This window comes from Bordetella sp. N (genome assembly GCF_001433395.1).
GTDB lineage: Bacteria > Pseudomonadota > Gammaproteobacteria > Burkholderiales > Burkholderiaceae_B > Bordetella_C.
The window spans coordinates 594,735-613,244 of sequence record NZ_CP013111.1; the positions used below are offsets into that span (position 1 = coordinate 594,735).

Genomic DNA, 18,510 nt, shown 5'->3' on the forward strand with positions numbered 1-18,510 from the left:
TGGTAAAAACCCATTATCATTTTGCCTTTGGCGCGCCAGGGGAATCGGGCAGCGGCAGCTCTATAAACTTTCTAGGCAAGGGGCCCTGGATGAGAATCAACGCGGGTATCCGCTACGCAGTGGGGGCGGTACTGGCGACCGCGGCCGTGGCCACGGCCCATGCCCAAGACAAGGTCGTCAACGTCTATAACTGGGCCGAATACACCGCGCCCGACACCATACCCGGCTTCGAGAAAGCGACCGGCATCAAGGTGCGCTACGACGTCTACGACAACAACGACACGCTGCAGGCCAAGCTGCTTACCGGCAAGTCCGGCTACGACGTGGTGGTGCCGTCGACGCATTACGCCGCGCGCCAGTTGCAGGGCGGGTTGTTCCAGAAGCTGGACAAGTCCAAGATTCCCAACTGGCAGTACCTCGATCCCGACCTGATGGCGCTGGTCGCCACCGTCGATCCGGGCAACCAGTACCTGGTGCCGTGGGGCTATGGCACCAACGGCCTGGGCTACAACGTCACCAAGGTCCAGCAACTGCTGGGCAAGGATGCGCCGCTGGACAGCTGGGACATGCTGTTCAAGCCCGAGAACGCCGCCAAGCTGAAAGAGTGCGGCATCTCGATGCTGGACGAAGCCGCGCAGGTTTTCCCGGCGGTCCTGCATTACCTGGGCAAGGATCCCAACAGCAGCAATCCGGACGATTACAAGGAAGCGCTGGAACTTCTCAAGAAAATTCGTCCCTATATCCGTCAGTTCAGCTCGTCAGGCTATATCGACGAACTGGCCGTGGGCGACCTGTGCATGGTCTATGGCTTCTCCGGCGACGTGATGATCGCGCGCAAGCGCGCCAAGGACGCCAAGCAGCCTTACGACGTCAACTACTACATCCCCAAGGGCGGCGCGCCGGCCTGGTTCGACACGATGGCCATCCCCAAGGACGCCCAGCACGTGGACGAAGCGCTGGCCTTCATCAATTACATCGAGACCCCGCAGGTTCACGCGGCCATCACCAACACCATGTTCTATCCGAATGCCAATAAAGAGGCGCGCAAGTACGTGGTGAAGGACGTCGCCGACAACCCCATGATCTATCCGCCCGCGGATGTCGCCAAGACGCTGTACGTGATCAAGCCGCAACCGGTGAACATCCTGCGTCTGCAGACCCGCATGTGGGCCGAACTGAAGTCCGGAAGATAAGCAATCATGAGTGATAGCCGTTATCCGGCGCAGCACACGGCGGATCCGGACGAGTTCGTCCGGGTGGCCGATCTGGTAAAGATCTTCGGCGATACCGTCGCCGTCCGTTCGGTCAGCCTCAGCGTCAAGCGCAACGAGATATTCGCGCTGCTGGGCAGCTCGGGCTGCGGCAAATCGACGCTGCTGCGCATGCTCGCCGGCTTCGAGGAAGCGACATCGGGCCAGATCCTGCTCGATGGCGAGGACATCACCGCGGTGCCGCCGTACCGGCGCCCCGTCAACATGATGTTCCAGTCCTACGCGCTGTTCCCGCACATGACGGTGGAGGCCAACGTCGCCTTCGGCCTGAAGCAGGAAGGCGTAGACCGCGCCGAGATCCACGACCGCGTGTTCGAGGCGCTCAACCTGGTGCAGATGGCCGGCTACTCCCGCCGCAAGCCCAACCAGCTGTCCGGCGGCCAGCAGCAGCGCGTGGCGCTGGCGCGCAGCCTGGTCAAGCGGCCCAAGCTGCTGTTGCTGGACGAGCCCATGTCGGCGCTGGACAAGCAGATACGGCAGAAAACCCAGATCGAACTGGTGCGCATCTTGGAGCAGGTCGGCGTGACCTGCATCATGGTGACGCACGACCAGGAAGAGGCCATGACCATGGCGCACCGCCTGGCGGTGATGACCGAAGGCCAGATCATCCAGTGCGGCACGCCGCAGGACGTCTACGAGTTCCCGAACTCGCGCTTCGTCGCCGGCTTCATCGGCACCACCAACCTGTTCACCGGCACCATCGTGGTCGATGAGCCGGATCACGTCGCCATCGAAAGCGAGGAGCTGGCGCGCCCGCTGTATGTCAGCCACGGCGTCAGCGAGCCCCTGGGCATGCAGGTGCACGTCTCGATCCGGCCGGAGCGCGTCATCGTCACCCGTGAACGGCCCCAGGCCGAACACAACTGGGCGCACGGCATGGTCACCCACATGGCGTGGATGGGCAGCTATGCGCTGTACCAGATCCGTCTGGATTCGGGCGTGCAGATCGAAGCCACCGTGCCGCGCCGCGTGCTGGCGCTGAGCGACGCGCCGGCGGTGGGCGAAGAGGTCTACGCCAGCTGGGGGGCCGACAGCGCGACGGTGCTGCCCTCATGATGCGCCGGTTCCTGCCATCGGGACGCGCGCTGGCGGTGGTGCCTCCCTATCTGTGGCTGGTGCTGTTCCTGCTGGTGCCGTTCCTGCTGGTCCTGAAGATCAGCTTCGCCGACCTGCAGTTCGGCATCCCGCCCTATACGTCGCTGGTGGAGTACAAGGACCAGGCCCTGCAGTTCAGCCTGCACCTGCGTGGCTACGCGCTGCTGTTCACGGACAGCCTGTATTTCGCCACCTACCTGAGTTCGGTGAAGATCGCCGCCATCAGCACGCTGGTGTGCGTGTTGATCGGCTATCCGATGGCGTATTACATCGCCCGTTCGGCGCCGGCCACCCGCAATCTGCTGCTGCTGGGCGTGATCCTGCCGTTCTGGACCTCGCTGCTGCTGCGTGTCTATGCGTGGGTAGGCATCCTGCGCAACGACGGCCTGCTCAATAAGTTCCTGATTTCCCTGGGCATCATTTCACAGCCCCTGGAAATCTATCGCACGGACCTGGCCGTCTATATCGGCATGGTCTATTCCTATCTGCCTTTCTTCATCCTGCCGCTGTACGCCAACCTGGTGAAGATGGACCTGCGCCTGCTGGAAGCCGCCTATGACCTGGGCGCCAAGCCCTGGCAGGCCTTCTGGCGCATCACGGTGCCGCTGTCGCGGCCGGGTGTGATCGCCGGCGCCATGCTGGTCTTCATCCCCGCGGTCGGCGAGTACGTGATCCCGGAAATGCTGGGCGGCGCCAATACGCTGATGATGGGCCGCGTGATGTGGAGCGAGTTCTTCAATAACGCCGACTGGCCGATGGCCGCGTCCGTGACCTGCGTGATGGTGCTGTTGCTGCTGGTGCCGCTGGCGCTGTTCCAATACAACCAGGTCAAGCAGGCCGGGGAGGGCAAGCGATGATGCTGCGTCCGAATCCCGTTTTGCGGGCCGTGGCGCTGGGACTGGGTTTCCTGTTCCTGTACGTGCCCATCCTCAGCCTGGTGGTGTTTTCCTTCAACGATTCGCCCATCGTCACCGCCTGGTCGGGCTTCTCGTTCAAGTGGTATGCGTCACTGTTCCGCGACGACGCGCTGCTGAGCGCGGCCTGGCTGTCCTTCCGGGTGGCAGCCTTGTCGGCCACGGCGGCCACCATCATCGGCACGTGGGCGGGCTATGTGCTGGCGCGCATGGGCCGTTTCCGCGGCTTCTCGCTTTATCTGGGCATGCTCAGCGCGCCTCTGGTGATACCGGAAGTCGTCGTCGGCATTTCGCTGCTGTTGATGTTCGTCGAAGTGCGCAGCCTGATCGGCTGGCCCGACAACGGCATCTTCACCATCTGGGTGGGCCACACGACGTTCGCCATGGCCTTCGTCGCCGTCATCATCCAGTCGCGCGTGCGCGACCTGGACCGCTCGCTGGAAGAGGCCGCGCTGGACCTGGGCGCCACGCCGCTCAAGGTGTTCTTCGTCATCACGCTGCCGCTGATCGCGCCGGCCCTGGCGTCGGCCTGGCTGCTGTCCTTCACGCTGTCGCTGGACGACGTGATCCTGTCTTCCTTCCTGTCCGGCCCGGGTTATACGACCCTGCCGCTGGAAGTCTTTTCGCGGGTGCGGCTGGGCCTCAAGCCCGAGGTCAACGCGCTGGCGGCCCTGTTCATCCTGGCCGTCGGCATCTGCGTCATCGTCGCCAACCGCCTGCAACGCCTCAAGGAGCTTTCTTCATGACCCAAGTCGTTCTCTATGGCCTCAAGCAATGCAGCACGTGCGTGAAGGCCCGCACGTGGCTGGACGCGCATGGCGTGAGCAACGAGTTCATCGACTACCGCGACCATCCGGTCAAGCCGGCCTTGCTGAAAGAGTGGGCCGGCCAACTGGGCGGCTGGGAAAAGCTGGTCAACCGGACGTCCATGACCTGGCGTGCCTTGCCCGAGGAGCGCCGCGGCGCGACCACCGACGCGGAATGGCTGGCCTTGATCAAGGAATTCCCGGCGCTGGTGCGCCGCCCGGTCAGCGTCACGCCCGACGGCGTGGCCGCGGTCGGTTTCTCGGAAAAGCGCTACGGCGAACGTTTCGCCTGAGGCCCGCGCGATGGCGGGCGGCGCGGCCTACGACTACCGTTCCGATGCGGTCATCGGCCGGCCGCTGCCCGACGCCTTCTTCAATCGCGATGCCCGCCAGCTTGCCCGCGAACTGCTGGGCATGGTGCTGCGCCGCCGTCACGAAGGCCTGTGGCTGGCGGCGCGCATCATCGAGACCGAGGTCTATTACCTGGACGAGAAGGGCAGCCACGCTTCCCTGGGCTATACGCACAAGCGCCGCGCCCTGTTCATGGACGGCGGCACCATCTATATGTATTACGCCCGGGGCGGCGATTCCTTGAACTTCAGCGCCGCCGGCCCCGGCAATGCCGTGCTGATCAAGTCGGCCCATCCCTGGCTGGATGACGTGTCGGGGGAGGATGCCCTGGCAAGGATGCAGGCCCTGAGTCCGGACGCGCGCGGCGCGGCCCGGTCGCCGCAACGGCTGTGCGCCGGCCAGACCCTGCTATGCCGGGCGCTGGACCTGAAAGTGCCGCAATGGGACGGGCAGGGCTTCGACCCCGCCACGTTTTTCGTCGACGACGTGGGCGCGCGACCCGCGCAGCTATTGCGCACGACGCGGCTGGGCATACCGCCGGGACGCGACGAGCACCTGCCTTACCGTTATGTGGATCCCGCCTATGCGCCTTTCTGTACGCGCAATCCGCTGCGGCGGGGGCAGGTGGCGGGCCGGGATTACGCCTGGGTCACGCGGGCCGGCAAGCCTTGCAGGGGTCAGGTCTAGCGACCCGACCCCGTCCGGCCTGTGTCTCGGCGCTTCGCGCTCTTTCCCTACTCGGAGACCTGATTCGTTTGTTGCCCCTCAGGTCAACCCTGCGGGTTGCCCGGTCCCCCAAGGGGACGCTTTTGACTTGGGGCGGCCCGGCGTCAAATGGCCCGGTTCGCACGCGCGGCGCGTGCGGCGCGCGCTTTCAGGCGCACGATCATGGCGTCCACCTTGCGCTGGATGCGACGGCGGTTCAAGGACTTGCTGAGGGCATATATCGGCACCGCCTGCTTGGAGCCGAAACCGTCGATCAGATACAGCCCGCTCTTGCCCTGGGCGTTTTCGCCCATGACGATGTTGCGTGCCGAAATGTCGTTGAGGATGATGTGATGGTCGGCCAGCGAATCGAAGAAGAACGCCAGCTCGCGCGCCAGTTCGGGCGCCAGGTGGCCTTCGCGCTTGACCATTTCCTCGACCGTGGGGGCCAGGCCGCCTTCGCCGTCGGAAATCTTTTCCACCAGCAAGCCCAGGCCTTGCGAGGTTTCGGCCAGGCCGACCACGCGCGCCATCGGAATCTGCCAGCGGCCGGCCGCGGCGTTGTAGGCCGCCGCGTATTCGGACAATTCGTGGATGTAGGCGCTATAGGCGCCTTCCCGCTGGAACAGCGTCTTGATCAGGCGGCGCCACGGGTGCTTGTCCATCGTCTCCGCGAAATTCTGGCGGTTCACCACCTTGACGAGCAGATTGGGCTCGTACGGGTGCTGATAGACGCTGCGCTCCGTCCCGGCCGCGATGGGCACGAGCTCGTCCAGTTCCAGGGCGCCGAAAGGCAATCCATGGCCGGGGACGAGGGCGGGAAGAGGAGCGGGCTGGGCGGCGGTTCGACGCCGCTGCAGTGGAACTATGCTCATAAAAGACGCAGTGTGGGCTTCACAACAATGTGTTTCCACAATGTGTTGCCACCTGTTTATGACGAAAATTCGACGTTGCCCGTAGTTTGAACGCGATATTGCTCAGGGCAAAGAAAAATCTCAAAATTCTGTGGCGTTATACCCACATAATGCGCGTCATATAAACGCATTTAACGCCAAATTTCATGTAATTGACTCGATTGTTCCATTTTCGGAGGCCTTTTGCCTAAGATTTCTTTAGATGTAATGTTGTGGGTCTGCCTTGCCGCTTCTGTATTGGCCGCGCTGCTGGCGGGCCTGGCCTGGCGGCGCCGTCCCGCCGCCGATGGGCGCCTGGACCAGGTGCTCGACGGGCTGGAAAAAATCGAAAGAACGTTACGGGCCGACCTGGCCGAAAACCAGCGCGGTTTGCGTGACGAACTGGGCGCGGCCGACCGCGCCTTGCGCCAGGAACTGACGCACGCGCATGAAACCCTGCGGGGGGCGCTGGGCCGCGATGCCCAGGCGGCCCGGGGGGAAACCGCCGAGTCGCTGGACCGCTTTGCCGGGCAGTTGCGCCAGGAGCTGCGCAATCTGGTCGAACTCAACGACCGCCGGCTGCTGGAAGTGCGTCAGACCGTCGAGCAGCGCCTGGTGGCCTTGCAGACCGAAAACGCCGCCAAGCTGGAAGAGATGCGCCGCACGGTCGACGAAAAACTGCACGCCACCCTGGAACAGCGCCTGGGAGAATCCTTCAAGCTGGTTTCCGAACGCCTGGAGGCGGTCCACAAGGGCCTGGGCGAGATGCAGACCCTGGCCGCCGGTGTCGGCGACCTGAAGCGGGTGCTGACCAACGTCAAATCGCGCGGCACCTGGGGCGAGGTGCAGTTGGCGCGCCTGCTGGAGGACACCATGACGGCCGAGCAGTATGGCCGCAACGTCAAGCCGATACCCGGCAGCGACGCCATCGTCGAGTTCGCCATCCGGCTGCCGGGACGGGGCGAGGAGGGCCAGCCGGTCTGGCTGCCGATCGACGCCAAGTTTCCCAAGGAAGAATATGAGCGCCTGAACGCGGCGGAAGAGGCGGCCGATACCGAAGCGGCGCGGGTGGCGGGCGCGGCGCTGGTGCGCGCCGTGGAGGTGCAGGCCCGCTTGATCGCGGAAAAGTACATCGCGCCGCCCCACACCACCGATTTCGCCATCATGTTCCTGCCCACGGAAGGCTTGTATGCCGAGGTGCTGCGCCGGCCGGGCCTGCTGGATCGTCTGCACGATCTGCGCGTGAACGTGGCCGGCCCCAGCAACCTGGCGGCTTTGCTGAACAGCCTGCAGATGGGCTTCCGTACCCTGGCCATCGAACGGCGCTCGTCCGAGGTGTGGCAGGTGCTGCGCGCGGTCAAGACCGAGTTCGGCCGCTTCGGCGATTCCCTGGCGGCGGTCAAGCGCACCCTGGAGACGGCCGGCAACAAGATAGGCCAGACCGAAGTGCGGACCCGGGCCATGCTGCGCAGCTTGAAAAGCGTGGAGACCTTGCCGGACGACCAGGCGGCGCGCCTGCTGGGCGCCGCGGATGCCGGCCCGGACGAGGAGGAGGGCAGCCAGCCGGCCGGCGGCTGATCTGCTAAATTTCGAGGTTCCGGTCCGCGCCCGTTGCGGACATTCCGCCGTTTTTCATTCCGTTTTTTGAGTTCTCCCGCCATGCTTTCCCAGCAAGAATTGAAACAGCAAGCCGCCGACGCGGCCTTGGAAATCGTCGAACAGGTCGCCGGCCCCGATGTCATCATCGGCGTGGGCACCGGCTCCACGGCCGACCTCTTCATCGACGGCCTGGCGCGTTTCAAGGGCCGCGTGCGCGGCGCGGTCGCCAGTTCCGAACGCAGCGCCAAGCGCCTGCAGTCGCATGGCCTGGCGGTGTTCGACCTGAACGACGTCGACCATATGCCCATCTATGTCGACGGCGCCGACGAGATCGATGCCCGCCTGCACATGATCAAGGGCGGTGGCGGCGCGCAGACGCGCGAAAAAATCGTGGCCTCGGTGGCGGATCGCTTCATCTGCATCGCCGACGAATCGAAGCTGGTCGATCAGCTGGGCGCGTTTCCCCTGCCGGTCGAAGTGATTCCGATGGCGGCCGCGGCCGTGGCGCGCACGCTGGCCAAGCTGGGCGGCCGTCCTGCCTTGCGGGCGGGTTTCACGACCGACAACGGCAACGTCATCCTGGACGTCGCCGGCCTGACGATCGCCGACGCGCCCGCGCTGGAGCTGGAGGTCAACAATTACCCCGGCGTCGTGACCTGCGGCCTGTTCTCGCGTCCCGGCGCGGACCTGGCGCTGCTGGCCACGCAAAACGGCATTCGCCGCCTGAGCCGGTCCTGATCCGGCCTGCCGAGACGGATCGGTTCATAATCCTGTCATAAACAAGTCATAACCTTCCGGGCGACGCTGATACACGACAGCCAAGCCCGGCTGCGCGCGAGGCGCACGACATCAAGCCGTTAAAACCGCTGGGAGCCGGGATGACCGAGCACACAAACAAACAATTCGACGCCGATCTGGAAGCCGTCCGTTCGCAATTCCTCGCGATGGGTGGGGTTGTCGAGGTCATGATCCAGGAGTCCATCGAAGCCCTGACCAGCGGCGATACGCTACTGGTCGAGAAGGTGCGCGAGCGGGAAAAGGAAGTCAACCGCTACGAAGTCGACATCGACCAGCGCATCAGCCAGATCCTGGCGCGCCACCAGCCCACCGCGATCGACCTGCGCACGCTGATGGCGGTGTCCAAGATGCTGACCGACATGGAGCGCTGCGGCGACGAAGCGGATAAGATCGCCAGCGTGGCCCGCCGCATCAACGACGATGAAGTGCGCTACACGCCCAATGTGGACCTGCGCCATATGGCGGACGCCGTGCGCGAAATGCTGCGCCAGTCGCTCGACGCGTTCGCCCGTCTGGATCCCGTGCAGGCGGCCGCCGTCGTGCGTAGCGACAAGAGCGTGGACAAGGAATGGAAGGCGGCCTTGCGCCAGCTGATCTCGTTCATGATCGAGGATCCCCGCACCATCTCGCCGTCCATCGACGTGATCTTCGTGGCGCGCGCGCTGGAACGCATCGGCGACCACGCCAAGAACATGTGCGAACGTGTCATCTACATGGTGCGCGGCGCCGACGTGCGTCACACCGGCACCAAGAACACCGAGCGCCTGGCGCGCGGTGAAGACGAGGAACTGGACGCGAACGACGCCCAGGCTTGATCCTACCAGTCTGCAAGTCTGCATGTCCGCGCCTGGCGCGGACAGAAAGGCCCCTCAGGTCAACCCTGACGGGTTGCCCGGTCCCCCGAGGGGACGCTTTTTGACTTGGGGCGGCCCGGCGTCAAAAAAGGCCCCTCAGGCCAACCCTGACGGGTTGCCCGGTCCCCTGAGGGGACGCTTTTTGACTTGGGGCGGCCCGGCATCAAAAAAGGCCCCTCAGGCCAACCCTGACGGGTTGCCCGGTCCCCCGAGGGGACGCTTTTTGACTTGGGGCGGCCCGGCATCAAAAAACGCCCCTCAGGTCAACCCTGACGGGTTGCCCGGTCCCCCGAGGGGACGCTTTTTGACTTGGGGCGGCCCGGCATCAAAAAAACACCCCGGCGTGGTATCACGCCGGGGTGTTTTGCTTTGACGCGTCTTGCCGCGCGCCCCGGCCGTGGGCCGGGGCAGGCCGCGCTCAGGCCGAGGGCGGGACGAAGCCCTGGGCTTCGACGGTGCCGTCTTCGAACAGGAAGCGCTCCATCTGCTGCTGCAGATACTTGCGCGCGCGGGCATCGGCCAGGTTCAGGCGGTTTTCGTTGACCAGGCGCGTCTGGATGCCTTTCCACTCTTCCCACGCTTCCTTGGAGATGCTTTGCCAGATGCGGGTGCCGAGTTCACCGGGATAGGGCGGGAAGTCCAAGCCTTCGGCTTCACGCTTGAGTTTGATGCAATTTACGGTACGGGCCATGTCTGGATTGCCAAAAAAGTGAATGGGCGGATTTTACCCGAGCCCGCATTGCAGGGCTGAAAAACCCTGCATTCGGCTGCCCTGCGTCCAGCCGGGTTGTCCGGCCGGGCCGCGGGGGTAGGGCGGTCTACAGGCGCTTGATGAACACCATGCTGTTGCGCGAACGGTTGTAGTTCTGCTGCTTCTCGCGCGGCAGGTCGGTGACGCCGCCGGTGACGAAGCCGCGCTTGAGGAACCAGTGCGAGGTGCGCGTGGTCAGCACGAACAGGCGCTTGGCGCCCATGGCCCGTGCGCGCGCCTCCATATGGCGCAGCAGGATTTCGCCTTCGCCCGAGCCTTGCCATTCCGGGTGGACGATCAGGCAGGCCATTTCGGCCATCTGCTCGCCCAGGAAGGGGTGCAGCGCGGCGCAGGCGTAGATGACGCCGTCGTGCTCCAGCACGGTGAAGTTTTCGACGTCGCGCTCGACGACGCTGCGGCCGCGCGGCACCAGGGTGCCGTCGGCTTCCAGCGGTTCGATCAGGCTCAGGATGGCGCCGACGTCGTCGATGGTAGCCGGGCGCAGGTCGTCCAGCGTGTCTTCCACGACCATGGTGCCGACCCCATCGTGGGTGAAGATTTCCAGCAGCACGCCACCGTCCAGCGAGAAGGGCACGATATGGGCCCGCGCCACGCCGCGTTTCACCGCCAGCGAGCTGTACTGCAGGAAGGTGGAGGTGTCTTCGTCCAGTTCGCCCGTGGTCAGCAGGGCGTCCGCGTCCACGCGCGCCAGTTCCGTGTCGACGCTGCCGTCGTCGTTGCGCACGCCGTCGGTCACCGACAGGAAAATCAGCTTTTCGGCGCGCAGGGCCACGGCCACGCTGGTCGCCAGGTCTTCCATGGCCAGGTTGAAAGCGTCACCGGTGGGCGAGAATCCCAGGGGCGACAGCAGCACCACCGAGCCCAGTTCCATGGCCTTGCGCATGGCGTCGACGTCGATCTTGCGCACCTGGCCGGTGTGCTTGTAATCGACACCGTCGATGACGCCGGACGGGCGGGCGGTGACGAAGTTGCCGGAGATCACGCGCACGTGTGCGTGCGACATCGGGGTGTTCGGCAGGCCCTGGCTGAAGGCCGCTTCGATGTCCAGGCGGATTTCGCCGGCGGCTTCCTTGGCGCATTCCAGCGACGCCGCGTCGGTGGGCGACAGGCCGCGGTCGAACTGATGGGTATAGCCCTTCAGGCGCAGCTGCTCGTTGACCTGCGGTCGCGAGCCATGCACCAGCACCAGGCGGATGCCCAGCGCCGACAGCAGCGACAGGTCCTGCACCAAAGTATTGAGCGTGCCCGCCTGCACCAGTTCTCCACCGAAGGCGACCACGAAGGTCTTGCCGCGGAAGGCGTGGACATAGGGGGCGACTTCACGGAACCAGCGAACGAACTGGGCGGGCGCGAAGCCCGGGGCTTCCAGCGCGGAGACGGTGTCTTGATCCTGATCGGACATGATGCGGCGGACGTTCCTGGGATAGCAAAAATAAGCTGAAAATTATAAAGGAGAGGCCCCCCGCCCCGCGCAAGAACCCCGCCCCCATCGGGGAACCCGCGGAGCCGGGTCCCCCGGTCCGCTGGGTTCGCCCCCTGGGGGGCCGCGCTCCGCGCGGTACGGGGGGGCGTCTTTATAGCGTGCCGGGGTAGGCGCCGCCGTCGAGGACCAGGTTTTGGCCGGTGATGAAGCCGGAGCGGGCGCTGCACAGGAACGCGCAGGCGTCGCCGAATTCGGCGGGGTCGCCGAAGCGCTTGGCCGGGTTGCGCTGGCGGCGGGCTTCCAGCAATTGCTCGGTGGTCTGCGTGGCGTTGGCCGCGGCCTTGATGGTGTTGAGCAGACGATCGGTTTCGAAGGGACCGGGCAGCAGGTTGTTGATGGTGACGTTGTGCGCCACCACCTGGCGCGCCAGGCCGGCGACGAAGCCGGTCAGGCCGCTGCGGGCGCCATTGGACAGGCCCAGGGTGTCGATCGGATTCTTCACCGCGGCCGAGGTGATGTTGACGATGCGGCCGAAGCGACGTTCGATCATGCCGTCGACGGTGGCGCGGATCAGTTCGATGGGGGCCAGCATGTTGGCATCGAGGGCGGCGATCCAGTCGTCGCGGCTCCAGTCGCGGAAGTCGCCCGGCTTGGGGCCGCCGGCGTTGTTGACCAGAATGTCGGGCCGCGGGCAGGCGGCGAGCAGGCGGGCACGTCCTTCAGCGGTGGCGACGTCGGCCACCACGGTGGTGACCTTGGCGCCGGTTTCCGCGCGGATGGCCTCCGCGGCCTGTTCCAGCGCTTCCACCCCACGAGCGGTCATGACCACGTCCACGCCTTCCCGCGCCAGCGACAGCGCGCACGCGCGGCCCAGTCCCTTGCTGGAGGCACACACCAGGGCGGTTTTTCCTTGCAGACCCAGATCCATTCGAATTCGCTCCTTTAGATAGTCAGGCGGACGCGCCCGCGCGATAAGCGGGCGCTGGCCCTTGTGAGTGCTCATGCTACCAAGAGCGCCCGCCGCGGGCGCGGTTACACATCGCTGCCGGCAGGCTTACCCTTAGAAAAATCTTGTATCCGGCAATGGAAAAGGTGGAAAATGATATTAATATTTTGAAATAATTGCCGAGGGTGACACACCGGCATCCTATGCTGCGGCGCCTGGCACTCCCGGCTGTCCGGGCAAGCTCGATCAAATATTGGGGACGTTCACACTGTGGAGCAACGCTACTGGTTGACCCTGGACCCGCAGACGCATGAATTGCGCGCGGGATTCCGCGCGGGCGTCGACGCCGAACCACCCAGCGCCGACATGCTGGATACCGTGGTGGCCACCCGCGGCTGGACCACGGACGCCCTGGACACCGCGGCCGTGGCCCGCTTCATCGACCGCTGCTGCGACGCCGCCGCGCGCTACGCCGGCGGCATGGCGGCGGCAACGGACGGCGCCGACGAAGGCGCCGCTCTGGTCACGGAACTGGCCGCCATCGAATCCGCCGCCGCGCACCTGGGCGCCGTCGTCGAACTGGCCAGCGCGCCAGTGCTGGGCGATGCCGGCCTGCCCGCCGCCCCGGACCTGCCCGACGGCGATCCGGACGTGGTCGAACAGGTCATCGGCGAAGTCCACGACGGCAGCTTCGAATTGTCCTTCGAAGCCGACAACATGCAGGTCCTGCTGAACATGGTCCCGCCGCGCGGCGGCCGTCCGGTCGCGCTGGCCGACGTGCGCGCCATCCTGTCCGACCAGAAGGTCGTATTCGGCGTCAAGGAAGACCTGCTGCTGCAGGCCGTCGAGGCCGGCTTCTGTGAAGACCTGGTGGTGGCCGAAGGCATCCCGGCCGGCGCGGGCGAACCGACCCGTTTCCAATCGCTGCTGGATGACCACGCCCCGCACGCCAAGGTCGATGACCGCGCGCTGGTGGACTACCGCACCCTGGGCAATCTGGTTCTGATCAAGCCCGGCATGCGCCTGATGCGCCGCATCCCCGCCAAACGGGGCAAGGACGGCATCAACGTCCTGGGCCAGGCTGCCCCGGCGGTGCAACCGGAAGACATCCCCTACGACCCCGAACTGACGGGCGTGGTGCGCGACCCGGCCGATCCCGAAGTGCTCGTGGCCGCCATCGCGGGCGCGCCGTCCCTGCTGGCCAACGGCCATGGCATGTCGGTCAATCCGGTGGTCCAGGTCGAAGCGGTCGACCTGTCCTCGGGCAACATCGATTTCGACGGCACCCTGCAGGTCAACGGCGACATCACCACGGGCATGCAGGTCAAGGTGACGGGCGACGTCGTCGTCAGCGGCACCGTCGAAGCCGCCCAGATCGACGCGGGCGGCAATGTGGTGGTCAAGGGCGGCATCCTGGGCGCGGCCGAAGGCGGCGTGGGCGCCGGCGGCGAACCCGTCATGCGCAGCGCGCACGTCGTCGCCAAGGGCTCGGTGCAGGCGCGCTTCATCGGCAATGCCACGGTCAGCGCGGGCAAGGACGTGGTGGTGGAAAGCGAGATCCGCCAGAGCGACGTGGCCGCGGGTGACAGCGTCACCGTCGGCGGCAAGGGCGCCAGCCAAGGCAGCATCAACGGCGGCCAGGTACGCGCGCTGCGCTCGGTACGGGCCGTGACCCTGGGCACCATGGCGGGCGTCAATACCTTCGTCCAGGTGGGCGTGAATCCGCATGCCGAGATGCAGAAACTGGCCCTGGAGCGGACGCGCCAGCGCCTGACCGAGGAAAAGGACAAGCTGGAGCAACTGCTGGTCTTCCTGCGCAAATATCCCGAGAAGGGCGCCAACGGCATCGGCGCGCGGGCCTTGCAGACCCATGCCAAGCTGTCGCGCGACCTGGCGGCGCTGGCCGTCAAGGAAACGGAGCTGGCCGCGGAAAAAGACGCCACCGAAGGGGCCACCATCGAGGTCGGCAAGCGCATCTATGGCGGCGTCGAACTGCAGATCGGTAACAAGCGCGAGGAAATCATCGAGGACATGGGCGGCGGCAAGGCCACGTTGAGCGAAGGGAAGTTCACCATCCGGTGATGGATGGGCGGCCAACGAGAGCGGGCCGCCCCTCTATAATCCGGGCAATGACCGTCAAGCCTTCGCCTTCCACCGCGCGCCCCGCGCCCACGCCTCGTCCGCCGCGCGAAATCCCGCCCATCAGTTACCCGGAAGATCTGCCGGTCAGTGCCCGGCGCGATGAGATCGCGCGCGCCATCACCAGCCATCAGGTCGTCATCGTCAGCGGCGAAACGGGCTCGGGCAAGACCACGCAGTTGCCGAAGATCTGCCTGGACGCCGGCCGCGGCCGCAAGCGAATGATCGGTCACACGCAGCCGCGCCGCCTGGCCGCCACCTCCGTGGCCAAGCGCATCGCGGAAGAGCTGAACACGCCGATGGGCGAGTTGGTCGGTTACCAGGTGCGTTTCAACGACCGCACGGGCCCGAACGCCGCCATCAAGCTGATGACCGACGGCATCCTGCTGGCGGAATCGCAACGCGATCCGCTGCTGCGCCGCTACGACACCATCATCATCGACGAGGCGCACGAGCGCAGCCTGAACATCGATTTCCTGCTCGGCTACCTGAAGCAGCTGTTGCCGCGCCGGCCCGACCTGAAGGTCATCATCACGTCGGCCACCATCGACGCCGACCGTTTCTCGCAGCATTTCGCCGCGGCCGACGGCAAGCCGGCGCCGGTCATCGAGGTCTCCGGCCGGCTCTACCCGGTGGAGATCCGCTACCGCCCGGTGCGCCAGGACGAGACCGAAGACGACATCGAGGAGCCCCAAGGCAATAACGCCAGGCGTCCGCGCGCGGGCAACCGCGACCGCTCCGGCGACGAAGAGCGCGACCTGATCGACGCCATCGTCGACAGTGTCGACGAGTGCGCCCGCCATGGCGCGGGCGACGTCCTGGTCTTCCTGCCCGGCGAACGCGAGATCCGCGAGGCGGCCGAAGCCCTGCGCAAACATCATCCTGCCGGCACGGAAGTGCTGCCCTTGTTCGCCCGCCTGTCGCAGGCCGAGCAGGAGCAGATCTTCCGCCCGCGCGGCAATGCGCGCCGCATCGTGCTGGCCACCAACGTGGCTGAAACGTCCCTGACCGTGCCCGGCATCCGCTTCGTCATCGACAGCGGCCTGGCGCGGGTCAAGCGCTATTCGTGGCGCAACAAGGTGGAGCAGCTGCGCATCGAGCCGGTCAGCCGGGCCTCGGCCAATCAGCGCGCGGGCCGTTGCGGCCGCGTCGGCCCCGGGGTCTGCATCCGCTTGTACGCCGAGGACGATTTCAACGGGCGGCCGCCTTTCACCGATCCCGAGGTGCTGCGGTCTTCGCTGGCGTCGGTGATCCTGCGCATGAAGTCGCTGCGCCTGAACGACATCGAGAGCTTCCCGTTCGTCGAGGCGCCGCCTGGGCGCGCCATCGCGGATGGCTACCACCTGCTGCAGGAGCTCGGCGCCATCGAGGTCGCGCGGGAAGAGGATGAAGAGGGCGATCGCGACGAAACTGCCGCCGACCCCGAGCGCGGCCCGCGCTTCGTCCTCACCCGCACCGGCGAGGAACTGGCCCGCCTGCCCGTCGACCCCCGCGTCGGCCGCATGATCCTGGCGGCGCGCGAACAGCAGTGCCTGGCCGAGATGCTGATCATCGCGTCCGCGCTGTCCGTGCAGGATCCGCGCGACCGGCCGATGCACGAGAAGGAAGCCGCCGAACAGGCCCACGCCAAGTTCGCCGACGAGAAATCGGAATTCGTGTCCTACCTGAAGCTCTGGCGCTGGTATCACGAGCAGGTCGAGCACAAGGCCTCGCAGCGCAAGCTGGCGGGCCAGATGCGGCAGAACTTCCTGTCGCCCTTGCGCCTGCGCGAATGGCACGACGTCCACAGCCAGCTGTCCAGCGTGATCGGGGAGCAGGGCTGGCGCATCAACACCGCCGAAGCCACATTCGAGCAATTGCACCTGGCGCTGCTGTCGGGCCTGCTGGGCAATATCGGTTTCAAGAGCGACGAAGCGGGTGCCGCCGGCGTGGGCCACTACCTGGGCGCGCGCGATATCCGCTTCTTCATCCATCCCGGTTCGCGCCTGGTCAAGAAGGCCGGCCGCTGGATCGTGGCCGGCGAGCTGGTGGAAACCACGCGCCTGTACGCGCGCTGCGTGGCGCGCATCGAACCCGTGTGGGTGGAAAAAGTGGGCGCCCACCTGCTGCGCCGCAACTGGGGCGATCCGCGCTGGGAGAAGAAAGCCGGCCAGGTGGTGGCCAATGAACGCGCCACGCTCTATGGCCTGACCATCTATTCCGGCCGCCGCGTGCAGTACGGCCGCATCAACCCCCAGCACGCGCGTGAACTGTTCATCCGCCAGGCCCTGGTGCCGGGCGACATCGACACGCGGCTGCCTTTCGTGGCGCACAATCGCCGCCTGATCGCCGAGATCGAGAAGCTGGAACACCGCGCTCGCCGTCCGGACATCCTGGTCGACGATGAGCTGATCTACGCGTTCTACGACCGCCTGATTCCAGCCGGGATGAGCCAGACCGCGACCCTGGAAAAATGGGTCGGCGGCCTGGACAAGGCCGGCGCCGCGGCCTTGCAGCTGACGCGCGACGAACTGATGCGGCACGAAGCCGCCGGCGTCACCACCGAAGTCTTTCCCAAGAAGATGGACAGCCAGGGCGTGTCCATGCCGCTGGATTACCACTTCGAGCCCGGCTCGGCGCGCGACGGCGTGACCCTGTCGGTGCCGCTGTTCGCCTTGAACAAGGTGGATGCCCAGCGTTGCGAATGGCTGGTGCCGGGCATGCTCAAGGAAAAGGTCCAGCTGCTGCTGAAGTCCTTGCCCCAGAAGATCCGCCGCCACTGCGTGCCCTTGCCCGATTACGCGGCTGGGTTCTACGACCGCTGGTTCGATCGCCTGGGCGAGCCGCAGCAGGGCCTGGTGGACGCGCTGACGGCCGATATGTGGGAGCAGATCAAGGTGCGCCCGCTGGTGTCGGACTTCAAGTTGGAGACCTTGCCCGCCCACCTGTTCATGAATTTCCGCGTGGTCGACGAACATGGCCGCATGCTGGCCGCCGGCCGCAACCTGGCCCAGTTGAAGGCCGAGCACGGCCGCCAGGCCCAGGCCGATTTCCAGCAGATGGCGTCGCGCGACACCCAGGTGGCGCAAGCCCTGGCCCAGGACGGCCTGACCGCCTGGACCTTCGGCGCGCTGCCGGAAATCATGGAGATCCGGCGTAAGGGCCTGTCCGTGATCGGCTACCCGGCCCTGGTCGACCGGGGCACGCATTGCGACCTGGACGTCTACGACGACCCCGACGAGGCACGCCGCCATCATCGTGCCGGCTTGCTGCGCCTGTTCCGCCTGGGGCTGCGCGAGCAGGTCAAGTTCCTGGAAAAGAACCTGACCGACCTGACCCGCATCAGCATGCTGTTCATGCCGCTGGGCACGCTGGAGGAATTGCGCGACCAGATCATCGACGCGGCGCTGGCGCAGGCCTGCCTGGGCGATCCCTGGCCCACCAATGCCGCGGAGTTCGACAGCCGCCGCAATGAGGGCAAGGGCAGGGTGGGGCTGCTGGCGCAGGAAGTGGCGCGCCTGGCGGCGGCCATCCTGACCGAATGGGCGGCCGTCCAACGCAAGATGCCGCAAGCCAAGGCGCATGCCTCGGCCTATGCCGATCTGCAGCAGCAGGTCGGGGCGCTGGTCCATCGCTGGTTCCTGCGCGATACGCCTTATGCCCAGCTGGCGCACTTCCCGCGTTATCTGAAGGCGGCGGTGGCACGCATCGACAAGCTGCGCGCCGATCCCGCGCGCGACCAGCGCCTGATGACGGAGATGGCGCCCCTGCTGACCCAATACCAGCGCGCCCGCAGCGCGCTGAAGGGCGCGCCCGACGCGCGCCTGGACGAGTTTCGCTGGCTGTTGGAGGAACTGCGCGTGGCCTTGTTCGCGCAGGAACTGCGCACGCCCATGCCGGTGTCGGTCAAGCGCCTGATGAAGACCTGGGAAAGCATGCAGCGCTGATCCAGGGCCCCCGGCCCG

15 protein-coding genes are annotated in these 18,510 nt (G+C 66.0%); 11 read left to right on the forward strand and 4 right to left on the reverse strand.

Annotation, left to right across the window (positions count from 1 at the left end):
• Positions 1-89 precede the first annotated feature (89 nt).
• Genes ASB57_RS02570 through ASB57_RS02595 form a run of 6 tightly spaced genes read left to right on the forward strand, consistent with a single transcriptional unit; the run spans position 90 to position 5,124 of the window.
• Positions 90-1,193, forward strand: a complete 1,104-nt coding sequence (locus tag ASB57_RS02570) for a polyamine ABC transporter substrate-binding protein (protein ID WP_057650301.1) — start codon at positions 90-92, stop codon at positions 1,191-1,193.
• A 6-nt stretch (positions 1,194-1,199) separates the two neighbouring features.
• Complete coding sequence (locus ASB57_RS02575) at positions 1,200-2,327, forward strand: ABC transporter ATP-binding protein (RefSeq protein ID WP_057650303.1); 1,128 nt, start codon at positions 1,200-1,202, stop codon at positions 2,325-2,327.
• Positions 2,327-3,223, forward strand: a complete 897-nt coding sequence (locus tag ASB57_RS02580) for an ABC transporter permease subunit (protein ID WP_057655861.1) — start codon at positions 2,327-2,329, stop codon at positions 3,221-3,223. Before ASB57_RS02575 ends, ASB57_RS02580 begins: the two co-directional genes overlap by 1 nt.
• Positions 3,223-4,026: an ABC transporter permease subunit gene (locus tag ASB57_RS02585; RefSeq protein WP_057650306.1), complete on the forward strand. Its 804-nt coding sequence runs from the start codon at positions 3,223-3,225 to the stop codon at positions 4,024-4,026. Before ASB57_RS02580 ends, ASB57_RS02585 begins: the two co-directional genes overlap by 1 nt.
• The gene (locus ASB57_RS02590; protein ID WP_057650308.1) at positions 4,023-4,379 is read left to right on the forward strand and encodes a Spx/MgsR family RNA polymerase-binding regulatory protein; all 357 of its coding nucleotides are present in this window, start codon (positions 4,023-4,025) and stop codon (positions 4,377-4,379) included. Before ASB57_RS02585 ends, ASB57_RS02590 begins: the two co-directional genes overlap by 4 nt.
• Before the next feature lie 10 nt (positions 4,380-4,389).
• Complete coding sequence (locus tag ASB57_RS02595; RefSeq protein WP_057650310.1) at positions 4,390-5,124, forward strand: DNA-3-methyladenine glycosylase; 735 nt, start codon at positions 4,390-4,392, stop codon at positions 5,122-5,124.
• Between the two features lie 143 nt (positions 5,125-5,267).
• Here the strand turns inward: ASB57_RS02595 and ASB57_RS02600 are convergent, their stop codons facing one another.
• Positions 5,268-6,017: a YrbL family protein gene (locus ASB57_RS02600; RefSeq protein ID WP_082621319.1), complete on the reverse strand. Its 750-nt coding sequence runs from the start codon at positions 6,015-6,017 to the stop codon at positions 5,268-5,270.
• Positions 6,018-6,263: 246 nt separating this feature from the next.
• Between ASB57_RS02600 and rmuC the strand changes: the two genes are divergently transcribed.
• The 3 genes from rmuC to phoU all read left to right on the forward strand — a co-directional run bounded on the left by rmuC (position 6,264) and on the right by phoU (position 9,247).
• On the forward strand, positions 6,264-7,613 hold the full coding sequence (rmuC, locus tag ASB57_RS02605) for a DNA recombination protein RmuC (RefSeq protein WP_057650312.1): 1,350 nt from the start codon (positions 6,264-6,266) through the stop codon (positions 7,611-7,613).
• An 81-nt stretch (positions 7,614-7,694) separates the two neighbouring features.
• Positions 7,695-8,372, forward strand: a complete 678-nt coding sequence (gene rpiA / locus ASB57_RS02610) for a ribose-5-phosphate isomerase RpiA (protein WP_057650314.1) — start codon at positions 7,695-7,697, stop codon at positions 8,370-8,372.
• Between the two features lie 140 nt (positions 8,373-8,512).
• Complete coding sequence (gene phoU, locus ASB57_RS02615) at positions 8,513-9,247, forward strand: phosphate signaling complex protein PhoU (protein WP_057650316.1); 735 nt, start codon at positions 8,513-8,515, stop codon at positions 9,245-9,247.
• Positions 9,248-9,704: 457 nt separating this feature from the next.
• Here phoU and ASB57_RS02620 read toward each other — a convergent pair whose 3' ends face one another.
• The 3 genes from ASB57_RS02620 to ASB57_RS02630 form a co-directional block, all read right to left on the reverse strand.
• Complete coding sequence (locus ASB57_RS02620; protein WP_057650318.1) at positions 9,705-9,977, reverse strand: oxidative damage protection protein; 273 nt, start codon at positions 9,975-9,977, stop codon at positions 9,705-9,707.
• A gap of 127 nt (positions 9,978-10,104) precedes the next feature.
• Complete coding sequence (argA, locus tag ASB57_RS02625) at positions 10,105-11,460, reverse strand: amino-acid N-acetyltransferase (RefSeq protein WP_057650319.1); 1,356 nt, start codon at positions 11,458-11,460, stop codon at positions 10,105-10,107.
• A gap of 172 nt (positions 11,461-11,632) precedes the next feature.
• Entirely contained in the window at positions 11,633-12,409 is a 777-nt protein-coding gene (locus tag ASB57_RS02630) for an SDR family oxidoreductase (RefSeq protein ID WP_057650322.1), read from the reverse strand.
• A 288-nt stretch (positions 12,410-12,697) separates the two neighbouring features.
• On the opposite strand from ASB57_RS02630, the gene ASB57_RS02635 reads away from it, so the two are divergent.
• Entirely contained in the window at positions 12,698-14,509 is a 1,812-nt protein-coding gene (locus ASB57_RS02635; protein ID WP_156414041.1) for a DUF342 domain-containing protein, read from the forward strand.
• 47 nt (positions 14,510-14,556) lie between these two features.
• Positions 14,557-18,492, forward strand: a complete 3,936-nt coding sequence (gene hrpA, locus ASB57_RS02640) for an ATP-dependent RNA helicase HrpA (RefSeq protein WP_057650325.1) — start codon at positions 14,557-14,559, stop codon at positions 18,490-18,492.
• Positions 18,493-18,510: the final 18 nt, after the last annotated feature.